We start from the raw sequence: 20,872 nt of genomic DNA on the forward strand, positions 1-20,872 counted from the left end.
GGGACGGGACGGCGGTGGCATACATTGGTCGCGGGATGGGGCGGGCGGGGAGCGCCGGGGAAATCGCGGTCGACGGTCGTGGAGCCGCCCGCCGTCCGTCCCCGGGAGGTGCCACCGTGTCCGAGGGGTCCCCCGGTGCGGCCGCCCGCTCGGTCCTCGCCCTGCTGGTCTCGGCCGCCCTGCTGGCCGGCGCCCTGGGACTGCGCGCCCGCCCTGCGGAGCGGGGGGAGCGAGGAGCCGTGGCGGGCGTCGCCGCGATGTCCGGCCGACCCGTGGCCGATCGCGTCATCCGCCTGACCGAATACGCCTACGAGCCGGCGGTCATCGAGGCCCGGCAGGGCACGCGCTTGCGCCTGACCCTCATCAACGCCGGTCGGGAGGAGCACGAGCTGGAGATCGCGGGCTACGGCCTCGAGGTGGCGGGGCTGCGGCCCGGCACCCGCGTGCGCCTGATCTTCAACGCCGACCGTCCAGGCCGGTTCGAGCTCGCCTGCCACATGCCCGGCCACTACGAGAAGGGGATGCGCGGCGTGCTGGTGGTGCACCCCGTCGAGGGGACGCGGTGAGAACGGGCGCCCCGGGCCGGCCGGCGCCTCGCCGGGCCGGCGGACCCGGCCGCGGGAGGCCGCCGACGCGGCGGTGCTGCGACCCGGGAAGCGGTACGTGGCGGGCCGGGCGGGGAGCGAGGTCCGAAGGAGGCCCGGGGATGGTCGTCCCGCAGCGGCCGGGCCCCGCGGCGAGGACCCGCGGGCGCGCCGGAGGGGGCGGGGCTGCGCGGAGCGTCGCCATGGCCGGCCCCTTGCGCAGGCGGCGGGGACGAGCCAGGCGACGCCGCAGCGTGGTATGGTGTTCCCGGGAGGAACGCCCATGCACGCTGCCGAGCCCCTGTCCCAGGCCCGGGCCCGCACCCGCGTCCTGGCCGCCCTGCTGGCCGCCGGCGGCCGGCCCGTCTCCGGCGCGGCCCTGGCGGAATCCCTGGGGGTGACCCGCACCGCGCTCTGGAAGCACATCGAGGCCCTGCGCCGGCTGGGTTGGCCCATCGCCGCCCGGCCCCATCGGGGCTACACCCTCGATCCCCAGGCCGCGTCGCGGATGACGGCCCACCGGTTCGTCCCGGAGCTGCTGGAGGCCCGGCGCCTGGGCTGCCGCCTCGGGCACACCGTCCACTGGCTGGAGGAGGTCGGGTCGACCAACGACGTGGCCCGCCGCCTGGCGGAGGCGGGCGCCGCGGAGGGCACGGTGGTCCTGGCCGGGCGCCAGCGGGCCGGGCGCGGCCGGTTGCGCCGGTGGTGGTGGAGCCCGCTGGGCGGGCTGTGGATGTCGGTGATCCTGCGGCCGACCCTGCCCCCGGAGCGACTGTCCCTGCTCACCCTCGCCGCGGCCGCTGCCGTCGCCGAGGCCGTGGAAGGCCAGGCGGAGCGCCCGGTGGCCCTGAAGTGGCCCAACGACGTGCTGATCGACAACCGCAAGGTCGCGGGCATCCTGCTGGAGAGCGTCGCCCACCCCGACGGGGCGGAGTACGTGGTGGCGGGCATCGGCGTCAACCTGGACGTCGAGGGGGAGCCCGTGCCCGCCGAGCTGGAGGGCCGTCTCACGTGGCTCGCCCGGGAGGCGCCGCGACCCGTCAGCCGCAACGACCTGGCCGAGGCCATCCTCGAGCGCCTCGAAGCGCGGTACGGGCAGCTGCACCAGGAGGGGGCCGAGCCCGTGCTGGCCGCCTGGCGCGCCCGGGCCGCCTGGCTCGGCGAGCCCGTCCGCGTCACGCTGCCGACCGGCGAGGTGGTGGGCATCGCCCTGGACGTCGCCGCCGACGGCGCCCTGGTGGTCGAGCAGGCCGACGGCCGGCGTCGGCGGGTGCTGGCGGGGGACGTCCAGCGCCTGCGGCCCGCGGAGGCCGCAGGCGTGCGGCCCGTGGAGGCGGGCGCGCGGCCCGCGGAGGCGGGCGTGCGGCCGGCGGAGGCCGCGGGCGTGCGGCCCGCGGAGGGCGCGGGCGGCAGCACCGCGACCTCGCCGGGTGCGCCGCGGGGGGACGGGGCGCCGTGACCGGCGGGCAGCCGGGGGTGTCGGCATCGTCGCCCCCGGCGCCGGTGACGGTGGCCTGGCCCCAGCCGCTGGTGCCGGTGATCGTCCTCGGCCGGCTGAACCGCTTCGCCGTCGCCGCCCTGCCGGAGGCGGAGGTGCCCGACCGCGCTCCCGCGCCGGTCCCGCCGGCCGGCGGGACCGGCGCGCCGGCCGCCTCCGAGGCGGTGGGGGGCCGCGACGGCGCGGACCGGGACCGGCCGCTGCGCCTGCACCTGCCCAATTCGGGCCGCATGGCCGAACTGCTCGCACCGGGCACCCGCGGCCTCGCCCGGCTGGCGGCCGGCGACCCGCACCGGCGCACGGCCGGCGAGCTCCTCCTCGTCGCCTACCGCGGCCGCTGGGTCTCCGTGGACGCCCGCATGCCGAACCGGCTCTTCCTCGCGGCCCTGCGCGCCCGCGCCCTGCCGCCCTTCGCCGCCTACCGCCGTTGGCAGGCGGAGGTCCCCTGGGGCCGCGGCCGCCTGGACTTCCGCCTCGAGGACGCGGACCCGCCCGCCCCGCCCTGCCTGGTGGAGACCAAGTCCTGCAACCTGGTGGAGGGCGGCACCGCCCTCTTCCCCGACGCACCCACCGCCCGCGGCAGCCGGCACCTCGACGCGATGGCGGCCGCCGTCCGCCAGGGCTGGCGGGCGGCGGTGGTCTGGTTCGTCCAGCGGGACGACGCGGTGCGCCTCGCCCCCCACTCCACGGCCGATCCGGCCTTCGCCGCCGCCCTGGCCCGGGCCCGGGCGGCCGGCGTCGAGGCCTACGCCTACCGCTGCCGCGTGACCCCGGCGGCCATCGCGGTGCTCGACGCCATCCCGGTGCTCACCGCGCCGGTCGTTCAGGGCGACCCCTCGCCCTCGGCGTCGCCCGGTGCGGCGATGCGGTCGGAGCGGCGTTCCTCCTTGAGATAGGTGCCCTGACGGTCCCAGATGTCCTCGAGTTCCCGCAAGGCCGCCCGGACCCGGTCGGGCTGGGCCAGGGCCACCGCCGTGATCAGGGCGTTGATCAGGCTCAGGGGCGCCACCAGCGAGTCGGCGAAGGACGGCGACTCCGACCGCGCGGGGAGGACGATGCGGGCGTCTTCCACCAGCGGCGAGACCACGCTGTCGGTGATCAGGATGGTGCGGGCACCCCGCCGGGCCGCCAGGCGGAAGGCGTCGGCCGTCGCCCGGGCGTACCGCGGGAAGGTGATGCCCACCACCACGTCCTCGGGTCCGACGGCCATCAGCTCCTCCAGCACCGTGCCCGCCTGGGTGAGGGTGCGGGCGTTGCGCAGCATCAGCTGCAGGTAGTAGCCCAGGTAGTGGGCCAGGGCGGCGGCGCTGCGGTGGCCGACCACGTAGATCGTCCGGGCCCCCTGCAGCGCGGTCACCGCCTCGCCGAAGCGGTCCCGCGGCAGGGAGGCCAGGGCCGCCCGGATGTTCTCCATGTCGGTGCGCAACACGGTGTCGAGGATGGTCTCGGCCCGTTCGCCGCGTTCCTCCGCCAGCACGAGGCGATCGGCGGCCGAGAGGCGGGCCCGCAGCTCCTCCTGCAGGTCCCGCTGCAGCTCGGGGTAGCCACTGTAGCCCAGGGCGATGGCGAACCGCACCACCGTGGACTCGCTGACGCCCACGGCCGCCCCCAGCCGCGCCGCCGTCATGAAGGCCGCCCGGGGCTCGTTCTGCAGGATGAACTCGGCCAGCTGGCGCTGGGCTCGGCTCAACCGGCCAGCCTGCTTGCGCAGCCGTTCGGCAAAGCTTGCCATGACCGCCTCCCAACGCGGCGGGGCCGGCCCGGAGCGGGCCGGCCCCGCCCGATTCCCGTCCGTCCCCTCCCCCGACCTTACACCGACGCCGCCGGCTCGCCGAAGACGTCGACGGCGGCCTCCGCCGGCTCCGGCTGCGGCACGTGGTGGTAGTCGGTGGCGGGAACCCAGCCGCGGGCGATCATCGCCTCGGCCAACCGGTCGACGGCCACCATGTAGGCGGCCAGCCGCATCGGCACCGACTCCTCCACGTGGCAGCGGTACACCGCCTTGAACGCGCCCACCATCAGCCGCTCCAGCTGGCGGACCACCTGTTCCTCCGACCAGTAGTACTGCATCAGGTTCTGGACCCATTCGAAGTACGAGACCGTCACGCCGCCGGCGTTGGCCAGGATGTCGGGCAGGACGAACACGCCGCGCCGGTAGAGGATCTCGTCGGCTTCCGGGGTGGTGGGGCCGTTGGCGCCCTCCGCCACGATGCGGGCCCGGATGTGGGGCGCGTTCTCCTCGGTGATCACGTTCTCCAGGGCCGCGGGGACCAGCACGTCCACCGGCAGGCGGAAGAGGGCCTCGTTGTCGATGGGCTGGCCGCCCGGGAAGCCGCGCACCGTGCCGTTCTGGCGTCCGTAGGCGAACAGGGCCTCGACGTCGAGCCCGTCGGGGTTGTACACGCCGCCATAGGCGTCCACCACCGCCACCACGCGCGTGCCGGCGCGGTGCAGGTGGCGGGCCACCCAGCTGCCCACCTTGCCGAACCCCTGGATGGCGGCGGTCATGCGGTGCATGTCCAGCCCCAGGACGCGCGCAGCCTCGCGGATGACGATGACCACGCCCCGGCCCGTGGCCTCCCCGCGCCCGCGGGAGCCGCCCAGCACCACGGGCTTGCCGGTGATCACCGCCGGGTTCGGATGGCCGGTGAGGCGGGAGAACTCGTCCAGCATCCAGCCCATGACCTGGTCGGACGTGTTGACGTCCGGCGCCGGGATGTCGCGGTCCGGCCCGATGAACCCGGCCAGCGCCCGGATGTAGCCGCGGCTGAGTTCCTCCAGCTCGCGGCGGGACAGCTCCCGGGGGTCGCAGACCACGCCCCCCTTGGCACCGCCATAGGGCAGACCGAGGAGCGCACACTTGCAGGTCATCCAGATGGCCAGCGCCTTGATCTCGTCCAGGTCGACGCGGGGGTGGAAGCGGATGCCTCCCTTGGTGGGACCCAGGACGTCGCAATGCTGGGCGCGGTAGCCCTTGAACAGCTTGAGCCGGCCGTTGTCCATCCGCACCGGGATGGAGACCTCGATCACGCGGGCCGGCTCCTTGAGCAGCTCGTAGACGTCGGGACCCAGTCCCAGCCGGTCGACGACGGCGGCCAGCTGGCGCTGGGCAGCCCGAAGGGGCGAGTGGTTCGCCTCCGGCATGGCGCGTCGTTCCCCCTCGCGGGCGTCGGGCCTCGACCGGCCAGGGCGCCGGCGGGGAGCCCGGGCCTGCGCGACGGGTCCCGTCGGCGTCGACCGCCCTCGCCCGGCCCTACCCGGGCGAAGCCAGCTGGCGCCCGACCACCGCCGCACCCCGTCGCCATCCCCGCCGCCCTCCGGTCGACGGGAAGCGCCCCCGTTGCGGCCCGCCACCCGCCCAAGCCGTGGTGGGAACCGCTGCCCTCGACACCACCGGTATGCCGGTGGCCTGCAGACCGGTTCGTACGGGCAGCAACGTGGAGCAAGTCTTCCGTCCAGCATTATACGTCGTTGCAGGATCGCCGTCACGACGGCGGATCGATCTCCCGCGAGCCCGCCGGCGGCGGCCAGGAGATCGCGTCCGGGCCGCCGAACCAGGGAGCGGAATCCATGCGCGAGGGGGATGCGGCCATGGGGAGCCTGCGCATCGAGGTGCCCGAGCGGTACAACTTCGCCCGCGACACCGTGGACCGCTGGGCCCAGGACGCCGACCGCCGCGCCATGCTCTGGGTCGACGACGACGGCACCGGTCACCCCTTCACCTTCCGCCACTTCGCCCAGCGCTCGCGCCGGGTGGCGGGCCTGTTACGGTCCCTGGGCGTGGGCCGGGGGGACCGGGTGGTGGTCGTGCTCGGCCGGGAGGTGGCGTGGTGGGAGGTCATGCTGGGGCTCATCCGCCTGGGCGCCATCCCCGCGCCGGGCACCACCCTGCTGACCGCCCGCGACCTGCTCTACCGCATCCAGCGTACCGAGGCGGTGGCGGTGATCACCGACGCCGAGGGGGCCGCCCGCGTCGACGCGGTCCGCGACCAGTGCCCGTCCCTGCGGGTGGGCATCGTGGTGGGCGGGACGCGGCCGGGCTGGATCGGCTACGAGGAGGCGGTGGCCGCCGCGCCGGCCGACGAGGGCGAGGTCACCCGGGCCGACGATCCCATGTTGATCTACTTCACCTCGGGCACGACCGGGTATCCGAAGATGGTGCTGCACGACCACAGCTACCCCCTCGGCCATCGCGTGACGGGCGAGCTGTGGTGCGACCTCAAGCCCGGGGATCTGCACTGGAACGTATCCGACACCGGTTGGGCCAAGGCGGCCTGGTCCAGCCTGTGCGGCCCGTGGGTGGCGGGGGCCGCGGTGATGGTGGACCGCAAGCCGGGGAAGTTCGACCCGCAGCGCACCCTGGCCCTGATCCAGCGGCACCGGCCCACCAGCCTCTGCGCGCCGCCCACCGTCTACCGGCTCCTGGTGCTGGAGCCCCTGGACCGGTACGACCTCTCGAGCCTGCGTTCGTGCGTCTCCGCCGGCGAACCCCTGAACCCCGAGGTCATCCACACCTGGCGGGAGGCGACGGGCGTCACCATCCGCGACGGGTACGGCCAGACGGAGACGGTCTGCATGGTCGCCAACTGGCCCGGCCTGCCGGTCAAGCCGGGTTCCATGGGCACGCCGGCCCCCCACGCCGAGGTGGCCATCGTCGACGAGCAGGGTCGGGTGCTGCCGCCGGGGCGGGAGGGCGACATCGCCATCCGGGTGGAGCCCGAGCGCCCGGTGGGCCTCTTCCGCGAGTACTGGAAGGACCCCGAGGGCACCGCGGCGCGGCGCGTGGGGCCGTGGTACATCACCGGCGACCGCGGCATCGTCGACGAGGACGGCTACTTCTGGTTCGTGGGCCGGGCCGACGACGTGATCATCAGCGCCGGCTACCGCATCGGCCCCTTCGAGGTGGAGAGCGCCCTGGTCGAGCACCCCGCGGTGGCCGAGGCGGCCGTGGTGGCCAGCCCCGATCCCGTGCGGGGCAGCATCGTCAAGGCCTTCGTCGTCCTGGCGCCCGGCTACGAGCCCAGCGACGCCCTGGCCGTCGAGCTGCAGGAGCACGTCAAGCGGGCCACCGCCCCCTACAAGTACCCGCGCGAGATCGAGTTCGTGCCCGACCTGCCCAAGACCATCTCCGGCAAGATCCGCCGGGTCGAACTCCGGGAGCGGGAGCGCCGGCGCAAGGCGCAGGCGGCGGCCGGCGGCCCTGCGAGGGCGGGCCAGCCCGCGGACGAGCCCGGCGCGCAGGGCTAGGGCGGCCGGCCCGCTCCCCTGTGCGCCCCTCCCCGGGCAGGACGCCGCGTGGGGACCGCTGTCGCCGGGGGCCGCGGCGGCGGGTCGTGGGCGCCCGCCGCCGCGGCCCTTCGCCCGATGCCGTGTCCCGGGCCGGGGGCCGGTTCGTCCGGACGAACCGGCCCCCGGCCTCGGCCCATCGGCGTCCCCCTCAGACGGCCAGCGGCCCGGCCTGGCCCCGGAACGCCTGCTTGTACCGCCCGAAGTCCCACCGCCGGAAGAACCGGGTGGCCGCCTCCCGGCCGGCCTCGTAGAGCCGGCGCCGCGTGGTCAGGTCCAGCTCGAAGTCGGTGGTCCGCACCCCCAGGGTGGGGACCGCGATGGTGCGGGCGGCCGTGTGGGCGTTGGCCAGCTCCTCCCGGGCCTCCAGGGCGGTGCTGATCAGCGCCACCAGGTAGCCGAGGGGTCCGTCGAAGGGCACGGCCTGGTCGACCGGGTCGGCGAGGCGAAAGCCGAAGGTCGGCCAGGGCGGCACGCCCTCCACGTCGAACAGCCACACCGGGAAGTTGGCCACCAGCCCGCCGTCCACCAGCAGGCTGGTCGCCGGTCCCGTCGGCGTCGGGTAGACCAGCGGGACCGGCTCGTAGAAGTAGGGCAGCGCCGCGCTCATGCGCACGGCCCGGGCCACGGGGAAGTCGCCGGGCTCGAGCCCGTACGCGGGGAGGTCCCGCGGCAGCACCACCATGCGCCGGCGGGTGACGTCCGCCGCCACCACCTGGAGGCGGTAGCGGAAGCGCGGGTCCTCGCCGGCCAGGGCGGGCGGCAGCTCCAGGTCGCGGAAGACCCGGACCCCCTTGCGCGCCAGCAGGTCCTCCAGCCACGCCTCCAGCGCCTTGCCCTCGTAGATCCCGTTCTCCAAGAGCAGGCTCAGCAGGCCGCCGGCCAGCGGGATGCGGTCCAGGGCGTCCCGGTCGCGGAACCGGCGGAAGTCGACGGTCTCCATCAGCTGGCGCATCTCCGCCGGCGTGTAGCCCGCAGCCCGCAGGGCGGCGACGATGGCGCCGGCGGAGGTCCCGCCCAGGTTGACCCAGCGATAGCCGCGCTCCTCGGCCACCTCCAACGCCCCCACCAGGGCGATGACCCGCACCCCGCCCCCGGAGAGGACGGCATCGGCATTCACGGGCAACCCCCCTCGCGTCGCGCTGCGCTCCCACCCGTCCCGCCGCCGTCGCGACCGCGGCACCGCGACGGGGGGCGGGACCCCTGGGCCACCCTATGCCGGAGCCGGCCGAGCCGGTGACCCCACCGGTGCAGGCCACCGCAGGAGCGCTCGCGCCGTCCAGCCTCGGGCCACCGCGGGCGCGCTCGTGCAGTCCAGCCCCAGGCCGCCGGGGGCACGCGCGCAGTCCAGTCCCGGGCCGCCGACGGACCCCGCCTCCACCGATGCAGGCCGCCGCCAGGATCGCCCCCGCAGGTGCAGGCCGCCGCGGACGCCCGCCACCCGCGGTGCACGCCGCCGGGATCACCCCCGATGGGGCAGGCCGCCACCGGGACCGCGCTCCCGCCGGTGCGCGCCGCCGCAGGGACCGCCCCCGCCGGTCCAGCCGGCCGCCGGGATCGCCCCTGCCGGTGCAGGCCGCCGTCCGGACCGCTCCCCGCTGGTCCACGCCACCGCCGCCGGGATCCCCGCTGCCGGCACCGCCCCCGCCGGTGCACGGCACCGCAGGGATCGCGCCTCCGCCGGTCGGCCCATGCCCGCCGGCCGGGGGGCGAACCCGGCCCGCCGGCCCGCGGGCCGGGTGAACGGCCCACGGGCCGGAAAAGCTAACCCACGGCCAGGAGGTGACCGCGTTGGGGCTCTGGTCGGCGTTGCGCACGCGGCTCGGCCGCCGCGACCCGGGCGAGGGGTCCTCGTCCGCGGCCCGCGCCCGTCGCGGCGGAACCGGCGAGGGGTCCGGGCGACGGCGCCCCTTCCCTGCCACCGCCGGGGAGATCCGGTTCGACGGCCCGGCGGGCTGGTGGGCCGTGGCCAACATGACGCGACCGCCGGACCCGGCCGCCGCGCCGCGGCGGGACGCGCCCCCGACCCGGTCCGACCCGGCGTCCCCTCGCGCCCTCAAGCTGCTGCGGCGCCACACCCGCCGCACCCTGGCCGCCATCGACGCGCTGCTGGACCATGCCCGGGGGGCGCCCGGGGCCACGCGGCATCCCCGTGCCGCCACCCGCGACGACCTGCGCCATGCCCGTCGACAGCTCGCCTACTACATCGGTCCCAGCGATGACATCATTTACCGGCCGTTCCGCTTCGGGCCGTTGGCGGGGCTGGTGGTCTACGCCGACGGCGTCGTCGACCCCAAGTTCGTCAGCGAGGCCGTGCTGGAACCCCTGCAGCGCCTGGCCGCCGTCCGCGGGGCGGCCGCCCGGCCCCCTGCGGGGGCTGCCGACCCCGCGGCGGCCGAGCCGTCGGCATCGCGGGCGCCGGGATGGCGTCCCCCGGCCCGCCGGCCCGGGCGCCCCCGTGGCGGCGCGGCCGGGGCGGCCCGCGGGCCAGCCGGGCCGCCGACCCCGGCGGCCCGGCTGGCCCGGGAGCTGCGCCAGTCCATCACCATCGCCACCGAGGTGCGCCGCACCCGCTCCTACCGCCGCGCGGCCCAGGCCGTGGTGGAGGGCAAGGCGGCCCTGGTGGTGGCGGGCGTCCCGGACATCCTGACCTTCGGCGCCGAGGGCTGGCCCAAGCGTCAGCCCGACGAGCCCGAGTCCGAGCGCACCATCCGCGGGCCGCGGGAGGGCCTGGTGGAGACCCTGTCGGACAACCTGGCCCTGATCCGCCGCTGGATCCGCGACCCCTCCCTGCGGGTGCGGAAGCTCAAGCTGGGCCGCCGGACCCGCACACCGGTGGCCATGGTCTACATCGAGGACGTGGCGCCCCAGGCCCTGGTGGACGAGGTGTGGGAGCGCCTGCAGAGCATCGACGCCGACGCCGTCATCGAGAGCGGCACCATCGAGGAGTACCTCACGGGGCGGAAAGGGTCGATCTTCCCGTTGGTACAGGCCACCGAGCGCACCGACAAGGTGGCCGCGGCGCTGCTGGAGGGCCGCGTCGTGGTCCTGGTCGATCGCAGCCCCTTCGGCCTGTTCCTCCCCACCTCTCTGAACGAGCTGTATCAAAGCCCAGACGAATATTACGTCAACTTCTGGCAGGGCTCCGCCGTCCGCTTGCTACGGGTGGTGGGCCTATTCATCTCGCTGGCCTTCCCGGGGCTTTACATCGCATTGGTGGGGTTCCACCCCGAACTCGTCCCCACGAAGCTGGCCCTGGCCACCGCCGGGATCCGCCAAGGGGCACCGATGCCCGCCGCGGTCGAGCTGGTGGTGATGGAGCTGCTCTTCGAGCTGTTCCGCGAGGGCGGCCTCCGCCTGCCCGCGGCGGTCGGGCAGACGGTGGGCATCGCAGGCGGCGTCGTGCTGGGCACCGCCGCCGCCCAGGCCGGGTTCGTCTCCGGGATCGTCATCGTGGTGACGGCAGGCACGGGGATCGCGTCCTTTGCCATCCCCAACTACTTCCTGGGGTTGACGTGGCGCATCCTGAAGTTCGTCTTGATCGGCCTCAGCTCCACCTTTGGCCTGACGGGGCTGATGGCCGGTCTCCTGCTGATCGCGGCACACCTGGCCGCCGCCGAATCGGCTGGCGCACCGTACACCACGCCCTTCGGTCCCTTACGGCCACGTCGGCTCCTCAGTGCGGCCCTGCGCCCGCCGCACTGGGAGAAGGACGCCTCCCAGCGTCCCTGACCCCATGCGGGGGCGCGGCCTCGCGGCAGGCAGGGCAGGCGGCTGACGGTGCTCCCGTAGGTCCCGTACCGCAAGACCCGTTTGACACCCTTTCCTGGTCCCAGGGGTGGAGGATCGCAGAGGAGGTGTGCTCGACTGGTGCCGCGCAGGCAACGCGAGCGGGATGGGCAGCCCATCCGGCCGCCGGTCCGAGCCGGCGCCCCGCGCCGTGCCCGGCCGTCGGCCAAGCACCACGGCATGTGGATGTCCTCGCGCGGCCTGGCCGCCCTCCTATTCTTCACCCTGTTCCAGTTCTCCCTCCTGGATGGCCCGATGTGGCTCGCCCGAGCCGCCGATCGCTTCGGGTGGCTTGCACAAGTCCTCGGTGCCCTATTGGGCTTGGTCGTCGTCCTCGCGATCCTCGACCTGGCCGCACGGTTTCCGGGCCAGACGGTCTACCAGTACGCAGGTGCGATCCTCCCGCGCCCGGTAGCCTTCGCAGCCAACGGTGCCTTGCTGTCGTACAGCCTCCTCTTCCTCGGCTACTTCCTGCGCCAGTTCGTCGACGTGGTGCAGACCTACCTCCTCCCGCGGACGCCGTCGTGGGCCATCGCGACCCTGGTGGTGGCGGGGATCGTGCTGGTGGTGGGCCTGGGGCCGCTGGCGTTGAACCGGCTGGCGCAGATGCTCCTGGTGCCGGTGTTGGCCGCAGCCGGGACCATGTTCCTCTTGTCTCTGCGCAATGTGGATCCCCTGCACCTCCTGCCGCTGTGGCCGGTGCCGGCGACCGTCCTCGCCGCCGCCCCCACCGCGGGGTTCGCGCCCTTCATCCCAATCAAGCACCTGACGGTCCAGCTGGCGACGGTGCGCGATCCCCGGCGCCAGGTGCGCACCGTGGTGGGCGTCTACCTCGGGGTGGCGGCCTTCAAGGTGGCGGTCACCGCCGCGACCCTGGCCACGTTCAGCCCCCGGGCGGTGGCGCTGATGGGGTGGCCGACGCTGGAGGCCTTGCGCATCGTCCAGGTGCCGCTGGCGCTGCTCGAGGAACTCGGCCTGCCCGGCCTGGTGGTCTACCAGGTCGTGCTGTTCGTCTCCAGCGCCGTGTACTTCGTCACCGACTACATCGGGCTGCCGGTGTGGCTGGGTCTGGGTCCCCGGGCGATGCCCTACCTCCTGCCGGCCCTGGCCGTGGGCGCGCTGGCCGTGGGCCTCTGGCCCCAGGACCAGTCCCAGATGGACGCCCTGCGGCGCGTCGTGGTCTACGGCGGCCTGTACGCCGCGGCGGCCTACCCCTTGCTGCTGTGGGCGGTGGCCCGCCTGCGGCGCCTGGGGGTGGCGCCGCCATGAGGCCCCATCCCGGGGGTGGCCGGCCATCTCAGGGAGCCCCTTGGAGGTCCGGTGGCCGCAGGGCGCCGGCCTGGGACCGCCCCGGGGGAGGCCTGCTGCTGAGGCCCGGGCCCAGGCGGCCTGGCGGGCGGGGCGGGGCCGCGGCCCGTGCGGGGGCGGCCCCGCCGCCGACGCCTTGCCGGGCGGAGGTCGACCCCGACGGCCTGGCGGGCCGGGTCCGTGGCCGGCGGGCGGCGCGCCGGCGGGCGGCGGCCCTGCTCCTGCTGGCCGCGTTCCTCCTCGCGGGTTGCTGGGACCTGGAGGAGATCGACCGGCGGACCGTGGTGCTCGGCCTGGTCTTCGACCTGGCACCCGGCGGCGGCTGGCGGATGCTGGCCACCGTCCCCGATCCCCGCGCCCTGGTGCCCTCGGGCGGCACCGCCATCGGACCCCAACCGGAGGAGCCGGCCTACGTGGTCCTGGAGACCCGCGGGCACACGGCGACGGAGACCCTGGCGGCGCTGCGCGACGTCACCAGCCGGGATCTGTTCCTGGGGCAGCTCATGGTGGTCGGCGTCAGCGACCGGCTGGCCCGCCGGGGCATCGGCCCCCTGCTGGAGTTCCTCATGAACGACACCGACATCCCCCGCGCGGCGTGGTTCGTGGTCGGCCGGGGCGATCCCAAGCGGGTGATGACCATCAAGCCGCCGCAGCAGACCTTCCCCGAGTTCTACCTGGACGACGTGTTGCGTGCCCGCAGCAAACCCGCAGGGGTGCTGGGGCTGCCCTACTGGCGGCTGTGGGTGACGACCCTCAACCCGGGGCGGGACGCGGTGGTGCCGCTGGTGGAGGGGGGCCCCGAGGGCCAGATGCGCGTGGCCCGGGCCGCCGTCTTCCGCGGCCAGCGCATGGTGGGCGTCCTGAGCGCCGAGGAGACGCGCCTGCTGGCGCTGACCCGCGACGCCCGCAACACCGCCTGGCAAGTCCCCATGGGGCGGGGCCGCAGCATCAGCCTCCGTCCGCTGGGCGTCTGCGCCGACATCGTGCCCCTCTCGCCGGCGGCGGACGGCTCCCCCCGCTTCCGCTTCGACGTCGAGGTGAACGCCATCCTGATGGAGGCCCACGGCTTCTCGGGCCCCCATCACCGCCTCTTCGAGCGTCACGCCACCACGGCCCTGACCCGGTCCGTCCGGCGGCTGATCGACCGGCTGCAGCGCCTGGGCGCCGACCCGTGGGGCTTCGGGGAGCGGTGGCGGATCGCCCACCCGGATGCCTTCGCCCGGCAGCCCTGGCACAGCCAGTGGCCCCGCGCCGAGGTGGACGTCCAAGTCCGGGTCAACATCAGCCGGGGCGGCGCGTTCCACTGACCACTGAAGCCCCCCGATTGGCCCGGCTCGGTCGGACCTCTTTGCCCGGCTCGGTCGGACCTCTTTGCCCGGCTCGGTCGGACCTCGGGCACCCCACGGGTCAGCCGGACGCCCGGGCAGCCGGACGCCCGGGTCGGCCCGCCGTGCCCCTGCATCGCACCTGCCGCCTCCGCCCACCTTTCCCGGGCGGGGCCGATGTGCTATGCCGGTATCGGAATTGGTTCGTTCCCCGAAGGATCGGTGGCCGCCCGCGGACCGCCCCGGTGGGACGTCGCCGTCGCCGTGGTCGGGCGTGGCGGCGTCGGCCAGACGGTGCGGCGACATCGGGGTCAGGCTCGACTGGCGCCGGGCGCGGGCGGTGAGGGGTCGGAGGCAGTCGGCGGCCCGCCGCGCCCGTCGGCGTCCTCGGCAGGTCGACCCGCCGGTGCGCTGGCCGTCGGGCGGGTCGGCGGCGCGCCGCGCCCGTCGGGTACGCACGCAGCCCTCGGACCGGGTGAGGTCGACACCGGAGGAGCGCGATCGCCATGGAGCGGCGCGGGTCGTGGACAACCCACCGCGGGGAGGCCGGCGTCGGGGCGGCGCAGCCGGACGCCGCCGAAGGAGCCAGCGGGGGCGCACCGCCGGTGGCGCCGGCGCGGGCCTCGGGCCGTGCCGGTCTCCCAGCGCGGCGGCCCGGGTCCTGGGAGGGGCGGCCCCCCTTGACCCGCCGGCAGCTGCGCGACACCCTCTGGCGGGTCAACGTCCTGGCCGCCCTGACCTTCGCCGTGGTCACCATGTCGCGGCCGCTGTTCTCGGTGTTCGCCGCCCGAGAACTGGGAGCCGGCGCCACGGGGCTCGGGGTGGTGGCCGGGACGTATGCCCTCGTGCCCCTGTTCCTCTCCATGCCGGTGGGCGGCCTGGTGGGTCGCTGGGGCGAGCGGCCCTTGCTGGTGGCGGGAGCGGCCGGCCTGGCGGCAGGGCTCCTGGTGGCCGCGGCCAGTCCCGCGCTGCCCTGGCTGGTAGCAGCCGCCCTGGTGGCGGGCATGTCCCAGATGCTCCTGGTGGTCTGCACCCAGACCCTGGTCACCAGCCTGGGCGAGCCCCGGGAGCGCGAGCAGCAGCTGGCCTGGTTCACCACCGCCACCTCCGCCGGCCAGCTGGTCGGTCCCCTGGGGGGCGGACTGCTGGCGGATCGGGTCGGCTTCCGGGCCACCTTCGCCGTGGCGGCGGCGCTCTGCCTGGCCGGCGTCCTGCTGGCGCGGCGCGTGTACGCGCCGCCGGCGGCCGCGGCCCCCATGGACCTGCGCACCCAGGCGGGCCGGGCCCGCGAGCTGCTGGCCCTGCCCGAGATGCGGCTGGCCATCCTGGCCGCCTTCTCGTTGATCTTCTCCCTGGGCGTCAACCAGTCGTTCTACGCGGTGTACGTCACCCAGGTCTTGGGGTTCAGCACGTCCACCCTGGGGATGCTGCTGGCGGTGCGCGCGGTCACGGCCCTGGCCGTCCGCGCCTACATGCGGCCCCTGGTCGCGTGGGCGGGCGGTCGCTTCCGCGTGCTGTTCCTGGCCATGGTCGCCGGGGCGGCGGCCCTCGGCGTCACACCGCTCCTGCGCGACGTGGCGTCGCTGACCGTGGCCGCCGCCCTGCTGGGGATCGCCACCGGGCTGACGATGCCCCTCAGCATGCTGGCGGCGGCCAACTCCGTCCCCACCGCGGAGCGCGGCCTGGCCATGGGGGTGCGTCTGACGGGCAACCGGCTGGCGGAGCTGACGAGCCCGCTGCTCTTCGGGCCGGTGGCGGATTGGGTCGGCCTGGGTCCCGCGTTCCACGCCGCCGGGGTCCTGCTCCTGGCGGCCGCCCTCCTCTCCCTGCGCTGGCGCCACGGGCTGGACGACGCCGACCGGCTGGCCGGCGCGGCCTCTCCGTCCGGCGCCGACGAGGACCTCGCCGGCGGCGGCCCCCTGGAGGGCCGCGGGGCGCGACCGCCCGTCCACCGCGCGGGAGACTGAGGGGGCGGGCGGGAGACTAGGCAGGGGAGGACTGCCGCCCCGCAAAACCGAAATTGGCCCGACGGGGCCGGGCGGACGGGACCATCGTCACCGCCGCGTCCGCGGGACGGCGGGCGGACGGCCCGGTCCGGTGTCCCCACGCGGCGCCGCCGGAAACCGATGTCCGACTTCGCGGCAGGAAGGGGATGTGGCATGACCCAACCGAACCCCGCCGGCTTGGAAGACGTGGTGGCGGGCACGTCGGAGATCTGCTTCATCGACGGCAAGGAGGGCCGCCTCCTCTACCGCGGCTACGACGTCCGCGACCTGGCGGAGCACGCCACCTTCGAAGAGGTGGTGTACCTGCTGTGGCACGGCCGGCTGCCGAACCGGGCGGAGCTGGACGCCTTCGTCCAGCAGTTGCGCTCGCAGCAGGCGCTGCCCGGCCAGGTGCTGGAGCTGATCCGGCACATCCCGCCGGCCACCCACCCGATGGCGGCCCTGCGCACCGCGGTCTCGTTCCTCGGCACGCTGGATCCCGAGCAGGACGACCAGTCCCGCGAGGCCAACCTGCGCCGGGCGACGCGCCTGGTGGCCCAGTTCCCCACCCTGGTGGCCGCCATCGAGCGGGTGCGCCAGGGCAAGGAGCCGGTGGCACCCCGGCGCGACCTGTCCCTGGCGGCCAACTTCCTCTACATGTTGCGGGGGGAGGAACCCAGCCCGCTGCACGCGGAGGTCATGAACGTCGCCCTGGTGCTCCACGCCGACCACGAGCTCAACGCCTCGACCTTCGCGGCCCGGGTGGTGGCAGCCACCCTGTCCGACATGTACTCGGCCATCACCGCCGCCTTGGGCGCCCTCAAGGGTCCCCTCCACGGGGGAGCCAACGAGCAGGTCATGCGCACCCTGCTGGAGATCGGCTCGCCCGAGCGGGCCGAGGCGTGGGTGAAGCAGGCCCTGGCCCAGCGGCGCCGCATCATGGGCTTCGGGCACCGGGTCTACAAGACCGAGGACCCGCGGGCCACCATCCTGCGCCGGCTCTCGCGCAAGGTGGCGGAGGCGGCCGGGGAGCTGCGCTGGTTCGAGATCTCCCAGGCGGTGGAGCGGGCGGTGGCGGCGGAGAAGGGGCTCCATCCCAACGTGGACTTCTACAGCGCCTCCACCTACTACGTGATGGGGATCCCCTTCGAGCTGTACACGCCGATCTTCGCCGTCAGCCGGATCTCCGGGTGGACGGCCCACGTCCTCGAGCAGTACGCCAACAACCGGCTGATCCGACCGCGCGCCGAGTACACGGGCCCCACCCATCGGCCCTGGGTCCCGCTGGAACGGCGCTGAGCCGCGGGCCCGGGCGACCGGCCGCCCTCCCCGCGGGGCGCGCCTCCCCGCACCGCACGGGAGGCCGCGGGGGGCGGCAGGGCGGCGGATCGCGGCGGGGGACGATCCACTGCGGCGGATGCGGGCGGCCGCCAGGCCGCCCGCATCCGCCGCCGCGTTTCCCGCGGGCGCGTCGTCCCTCAGGCGCCGGCCGCCGCCGGTTCGTCCGCCCGCTCCGCAGGGGACGAGCCGGCTCCCGGCCCCGACGACCCGCCCGGGAGCAGCGCCACCTGGGGCACGCCGAGGCGCGGATGGGGCACCACCAGCACCGGGCAACCGTAGACCCGGCCGAGCACGTCGGGCCGCATCACCTGGGCCGGCGGCCCCGCCGCCACCACCCGGCCGGCCTCCATGAGTACCAGGCGCTGGCAGTAGAGGGCGGCCAGGTTGAGGTCGTGGAGGACGGCGACCAGCGTCAGGCCCAGGCGGCGGCGAAGGCCATCCAAGAGGTCCATGATCTCCACCTGGTGGCGCAGATCCAGGTGGTTGGTCGGCTCGTCCAGCAGCAGCACCGCCGGCTCCTGGGCCAGCGCGCGGGCCAGGAGCGCCTTCTGCCGCTGGCCGGCGCTCAGCACGTCCAGGGGCCGATGGGCCTGGTCGGCGAGTCCGACCCAGGCCAGCGCGCGGGCCACCGCCTCGCGGTCCCGGGGTCCCTCCCAGCCCCAGAGCCCCTCCAGGTGCGGCGTCCGCCCCAGCGCCACGTACTCCGCCACGGTGAGCCCGGACCCCGGCCCCGACTCCACGCCGGCCACGGCCAGCCGTCGCGCCCGGGCGGTCGGCCGCCACGCCGCCAGGTCCGTGCCCTCCAGGCGCACCCACCCCGCCTGGGGGCGGAGGTAGCCCGAGAGGGTGCGCAGCAGCGTGGTCTTGCCCGACCCGTTGGGGCCGGCCACCGCCAACCACTCCCCGGCACCGACCTCCAGGGTCACCCCGTCCAGCACCGGGGTCGCCGCGTAGCCGACGCGCACGCCCCGCACCTCCAGGGCGAATCCCATCCGCCCACCTCCCCACCCTCGGGGACCGTCGCCGGCACCGGCCCGCCGTCCCGGCCCGTCCGGCGGAGCGCAGGTCGCCGCGAGCCCCGCCCCGCGCCCCCTCACCGCGGCCCGGACGCGACCCTCCCTCATCCCAGTCCCACGTCCCGTCCCGCGGCATGGCGCCGCAGCAGCCAGAGGAACCAGGGCGCCCCGGCCAGGGCCGTCACGACGCCCACCGGCAGCTCGGCCGGCGCCAGGGCCAGCCGCGCCACGGTGTCGCACAGGATCATCACCGTCGCCCCGGCCAGGACGGCGCCGGGCAACAGCCGCCGGTGGTCGGCGCCCACCATCAGCCGCACCGCATGGGGGACGATCAGCCCCACGAAGCCGATGACGCCGCTGACGCTGACCGCCGTGGCGGCCAGCAGCGAACCGGCCACCAGCAGGCGCCGCTTCACCGCCTCCACGTCGACCCCCAGGTGGTGGGCGGGTTCCTCGCCGAGCCAGAGGGCGTTGAGCGCCCGCACCTGGCTGGCCAGGATCCCGAGGCCCAGCGCCGCCGCCACGGCCAGGGCCTCCACGTCCCGCCAGCCCGCGCCCGACAGGCTGCCCAGCAGCCAGAACACGATGGGTCGCAATCGCTCGCCGCTGAGGAAGACCAGCAAGGACACCAGCGCGCCCAGCAGCGACGCCACCGCCACCCCGGCCAGCAGCAGGGTGCCGACGGCCAGGCGGCCGCCGACCCGGGCCAGGCGGCTGACCGCCACCACCGCACCCAGGGCGCCGACGAAGGCGCCGGCGGGGACCAGCCCGAAGCCGATGATCCGCACCAGCGCGCCCGCCACGCCGCCGAGCCCTCCGGCCGCCGGCCCGGCCGCGCCGCCGGGCGGCCCCTCCGCCGCGCCCGCCGCGCCGGTGGACAGCCCGAGGAGCACCAGGTAGGCGAGGGCCGCGCCCAGCGCGCCGCCGCTGGAGACGCCCAGCACGTAGGGGTCCGCCATGGGATTGCGGAAGAGGGTTTGGAAGGCGCTGCCCGCGGCGGCCAGGGACGCCCCGACAAGGGCCGCCAGGAGCACCCGCGGCAGCCGGATGTCCACCAGGATCCGTGCCGCCGGGGCCACCTCCCCGCCCGCGTCCCCCGCGAGGGCGCGGGCCGCCGCGTCCAGCAGCACGCGCACCACCTCGGCCGGCGGCACCGCGACGGCCCCGAGCCCCGTCGCCAGCAGCAGCGAGACCACCAAGGCCAGGGCCAGGCCGGCGAAGACGCCGGCCCCCCGGCCGGGAGGGCGCCCCGCGCCCGGCAGGCGGGCCGGACCCGGCCCTCCCGGCCCTCGTCCAGGACCCGTCCCGTCGGCCTCGGCCCTCGCCCCGCCCTGCGGCATCGCCGATCGTGCGGCCCGGCCCAGGGGCCGCTGCCTTCTCCCCTGAAGCCGCATGCCCCCCGCCCCCACCGGACCCCACCGGCGCGGCCGGCACCCCCCTGGCGCGTCCTCGGCCGTCACTCGCCTCCCTGGAAGCGGTCGGGGTAGAACCAGCGAGCCAGCTGCTCCAGCCCCTCGACCAGGCGCGGCCCCGGCCGGCTGATCACCGCGTCGTCGATGGCGTACACGCGGCCCTGCTCGACCGCGGTGATGCCCTCCCACCCGCGGCGGCGCTTGGCCTTGAGCTCCTCGTAGGAGGTCTTGAGCGAGGCCGGCACCACGATGACCCGGGGGTCCTGCCGCACGACCTCCTCAAGGCTGATCTGGGGCCAGGGCTGACCGGTCCCCTTGGCGACGTTGATGCCGCCGGCGGCCACGATGACGTCGTGGATGAACCCGCCCGGCCCCACGGTCATCAGCGGGTCGTTCCAGACCTCGTAGAACACGCGCACCCGCTGGTCCTCCGGGATGTCCGCCACGCGCTGGCGCACCGCCTCGATGCGGGACCGCATGTCCTCCACCACCCGGCGCGCGCCCGCCTGGGCGTCCACCAGCTCGCCGATGCGCAGGATGCGGTCCAGCACGTCGTCCAGGGTGGCCGGCTGGATGACCACCACCGGGATGTCGAGCTCCTCCAGCTTCGCGACCTGCTCCTCGGTCCCGCCGATGGTCAGGGCCAGGTCCGGCTCCAGGGCCACGATCTGCTCGTAGTTGGTGTCCGTCAGGCCCCCGACCTTGGGCAGCTCCTGGACCTCCGCGGGGTAGTCGCTGAAGGAGTCGACCCCCACCACCCGGTCCCCGGCGCCGATGGCGAAGAGGATCTCGGTGTTGCTCGGCGCCAGCGAGACGATGCGCTCGGGCCGCCGCTCCAGGGTCACCTGCCGCCCGGCGTCGTCGGTGAGGGTGTAGGGGTAGCTCGTCCGCGGCGCCTGCTCCGTCGACGCCTGCCCCTCGCCGGCAGCGGCCGGGGACGAACCGGCCCCGGAGCCGCCGGCCCCTGCGCCGTCCGGCGTCGCCCCGCCGCCACCGCCGCAGGCGGTCACCAGCAGGGCGACCAGCAGGAGCAGCGCCACCAGGGCCCCACCGCGTCGCGGCCCGCCGCCTCGCCGCGTTCGTCCCGCCCAGAGCCCTCGTACGAACCGTGCCATCATCCGGTCCCTCTCCCCTCGTCCCCGTCTCCGTCGGCACCCGCCCGGGGCGCCGACCCGGCCGCACCCGGGTCGCCCGCGCCCCTCGGCGGCGGGCGGACGGATCCCTCCGCCAACGGCTCCCTGCTCAAACGAAAAGCCCCGGCCTTGGCGTCAGAGCAGGCCGGGGCGACGTCCCCGCACGTGGGCGCACCCGGTACGTACCTCCTTTCC

General features: G+C 75.8%; 15 protein-coding genes. 9 read left to right on the plus strand and 6 right to left on the minus strand.

Annotated elements, in window-relative coordinates:
- Window positions 1-116 precede the first annotated feature (116 nt).
- The 3 genes from Q5761_RS06625 to sfsA all read left to right on the plus strand — a co-directional run bounded on the left by Q5761_RS06625 (window position 117) and on the right by sfsA (window position 2,978).
- Window positions 117-566: a cupredoxin domain-containing protein gene (locus Q5761_RS06625; protein ID WP_318749961.1), complete on the plus strand. Its 450-nt coding sequence runs from the start codon at window positions 117-119 to the stop codon at window positions 564-566.
- Window positions 567-867: 301 nt separating this feature from the next.
- On the plus strand, window positions 868-2,043 hold the full coding sequence (locus Q5761_RS06630) for a biotin--[acetyl-CoA-carboxylase] ligase (RefSeq protein WP_135225554.1): 1,176 nt from the start codon (window positions 868-870) through the stop codon (window positions 2,041-2,043).
- On the plus strand, window positions 2,040-2,978 hold the full coding sequence (gene sfsA / locus Q5761_RS06635) for a DNA/RNA nuclease SfsA (protein WP_243123321.1): 939 nt from the start codon (window positions 2,040-2,042) through the stop codon (window positions 2,976-2,978). The genes Q5761_RS06630 and sfsA overlap by 4 nt, the downstream gene beginning before the upstream one ends.
- Here the strand turns inward: sfsA and Q5761_RS06640 are convergent.
- Both Q5761_RS06640 and Q5761_RS06645 read right to left on the minus strand, forming a co-directional pair.
- Entirely contained in the window at window positions 2,906-3,814 is a 909-nt protein-coding gene (locus Q5761_RS06640; RefSeq protein ID WP_135225555.1) for a MurR/RpiR family transcriptional regulator, read from the minus strand. The two genes, sfsA and Q5761_RS06640, sit on opposite strands and share 73 nt — an antisense overlap.
- A 77-nt stretch (window positions 3,815-3,891) precedes the next feature.
- On the minus strand, window positions 3,892-5,226 hold the full coding sequence (locus tag Q5761_RS06645; protein WP_135225556.1) for a Glu/Leu/Phe/Val family dehydrogenase: 1,335 nt from the start codon (window positions 5,224-5,226) through the stop codon (window positions 3,892-3,894).
- Between the two features lie 426 nt (window positions 5,227-5,652).
- On the opposite strand from Q5761_RS06645, the gene Q5761_RS06650 reads away from it, so the two are divergent.
- Window positions 5,653-7,329 (plus strand): acyl-CoA synthetase, encoded by a 1,677-nt coding sequence (locus Q5761_RS06650; RefSeq protein WP_243123323.1) that lies wholly within the window; start codon window positions 5,653-5,655, stop codon window positions 7,327-7,329.
- Between the two features lie 190 nt (window positions 7,330-7,519).
- Here the strand turns inward: Q5761_RS06650 and Q5761_RS06655 are convergent, their stop codons facing one another.
- Window positions 7,520-8,488 (minus strand): patatin-like phospholipase family protein, encoded by a 969-nt coding sequence (locus tag Q5761_RS06655; RefSeq protein ID WP_135225557.1) that lies wholly within the window; start codon window positions 8,486-8,488, stop codon window positions 7,520-7,522.
- A 671-nt stretch (window positions 8,489-9,159) separates the two neighbouring features.
- Here Q5761_RS06655 and Q5761_RS06660 point away from each other — a divergent pair.
- The 5 genes from Q5761_RS06660 to Q5761_RS06680 all read left to right on the plus strand — a co-directional run bounded on the left by Q5761_RS06660 (window position 9,160) and on the right by Q5761_RS06680 (window position 17,074).
- Window positions 9,160-11,100: a spore germination protein gene (locus tag Q5761_RS06660; RefSeq protein ID WP_243123324.1), complete on the plus strand. Its 1,941-nt coding sequence runs from the start codon at window positions 9,160-9,162 to the stop codon at window positions 11,098-11,100.
- A gap of 138 nt (window positions 11,101-11,238) precedes the next feature.
- Window positions 11,239-12,426: a GerAB/ArcD/ProY family transporter gene (locus Q5761_RS06665; RefSeq protein ID WP_243123326.1), complete on the plus strand. Its 1,188-nt coding sequence runs from the start codon at window positions 11,239-11,241 to the stop codon at window positions 12,424-12,426.
- A 263-nt stretch (window positions 12,427-12,689) separates the two neighbouring features.
- On the plus strand, window positions 12,690-13,772 hold the full coding sequence (locus Q5761_RS06670; protein WP_243123874.1) for a Ger(x)C family spore germination protein: 1,083 nt from the start codon (window positions 12,690-12,692) through the stop codon (window positions 13,770-13,772).
- 698 nt (window positions 13,773-14,470) lie between these two features.
- Window positions 14,471-15,757 (plus strand): MFS transporter, encoded by a 1,287-nt coding sequence (locus Q5761_RS06675; RefSeq protein ID WP_243123327.1) that lies wholly within the window; start codon window positions 14,471-14,473, stop codon window positions 15,755-15,757.
- 192 nt (window positions 15,758-15,949) lie between these two features.
- On the plus strand, window positions 15,950-17,074 hold the full coding sequence (locus tag Q5761_RS06680) for a citrate synthase (protein WP_318749962.1): 1,125 nt from the start codon (window positions 15,950-15,952) through the stop codon (window positions 17,072-17,074).
- Window positions 17,075-17,253: 179 nt separating this feature from the next.
- Here Q5761_RS06680 and Q5761_RS06685 read toward each other — a convergent pair whose 3' ends face one another.
- The 3 genes from Q5761_RS06685 to Q5761_RS06695 form a co-directional block, all read right to left on the minus strand.
- Window positions 17,254-18,108, minus strand: a complete 855-nt coding sequence (locus tag Q5761_RS06685) for an ABC transporter ATP-binding protein (RefSeq protein ID WP_318749963.1) — start codon at window positions 18,106-18,108, stop codon at window positions 17,254-17,256.
- A gap of 128 nt (window positions 18,109-18,236) precedes the next feature.
- Window positions 18,237-19,472, minus strand: coding sequence for a FecCD family ABC transporter permease (locus Q5761_RS06690; RefSeq protein WP_318749964.1), 1,236 nt, complete (start codon window positions 19,470-19,472; stop codon window positions 18,237-18,239).
- Between the two features lie 116 nt (window positions 19,473-19,588).
- Window positions 19,589-20,662, minus strand: coding sequence for an ABC transporter substrate-binding protein (locus Q5761_RS06695; RefSeq protein WP_135225562.1), 1,074 nt, complete (start codon window positions 20,660-20,662; stop codon window positions 19,589-19,591).
- Between the last annotated feature and the right edge of the window lie 210 nt (window positions 20,663-20,872).

This window comes from Thermaerobacter composti (genome assembly GCF_033582035.1).
In the GTDB taxonomy this organism is placed as follows: domain Bacteria; phylum Bacillota; class Sulfobacillia; order Thermaerobacterales; family Thermaerobacteraceae; genus Thermaerobacter; species Thermaerobacter composti.

Coding starts and splice junctions, on each gene's coding strand:
- Q5761_RS06685 (WP_318749963.1), bottom strand. CDS start 18,108: ATGGGATTCGCCCTGGAGGTGCGGGGCGTGCGCGTCGGCTACGCGGCG.
- Q5761_RS06630 (WP_135225554.1), top strand. CDS start 868: ATGCACGCTGCCGAGCCCCTGTCCCAGGCCCGGGCCCGCACCCGCGTC.
- Q5761_RS06695 (WP_135225562.1), bottom strand. CDS start 20,662: ATGATGGCACGGTTCGTACGAGGGCTCTGGGCGGGACGAACGCGGCGA.
- Q5761_RS06690 (WP_318749964.1), bottom strand. CDS start 19,472: ATGCCGCAGGGCGGGGCGAGGGCCGAGGCCGACGGGACGGGTCCTGGA.
- Q5761_RS06680 (WP_318749962.1), top strand. CDS start 15,950: ATGACCCAACCGAACCCCGCCGGCTTGGAAGACGTGGTGGCGGGCACG.
- Q5761_RS06650 (WP_243123323.1), top strand. CDS start 5,653: ATGCGCGAGGGGGATGCGGCCATGGGGAGCCTGCGCATCGAGGTGCCC.
- Q5761_RS06645 (WP_135225556.1), bottom strand. CDS start 5,226: ATGCCGGAGGCGAACCACTCGCCCCTTCGGGCTGCCCAGCGCCAGCTG.
- Q5761_RS06640 (WP_135225555.1), bottom strand. CDS start 3,814: ATGGCAAGCTTTGCCGAACGGCTGCGCAAGCAGGCTGGCCGGTTGAGC.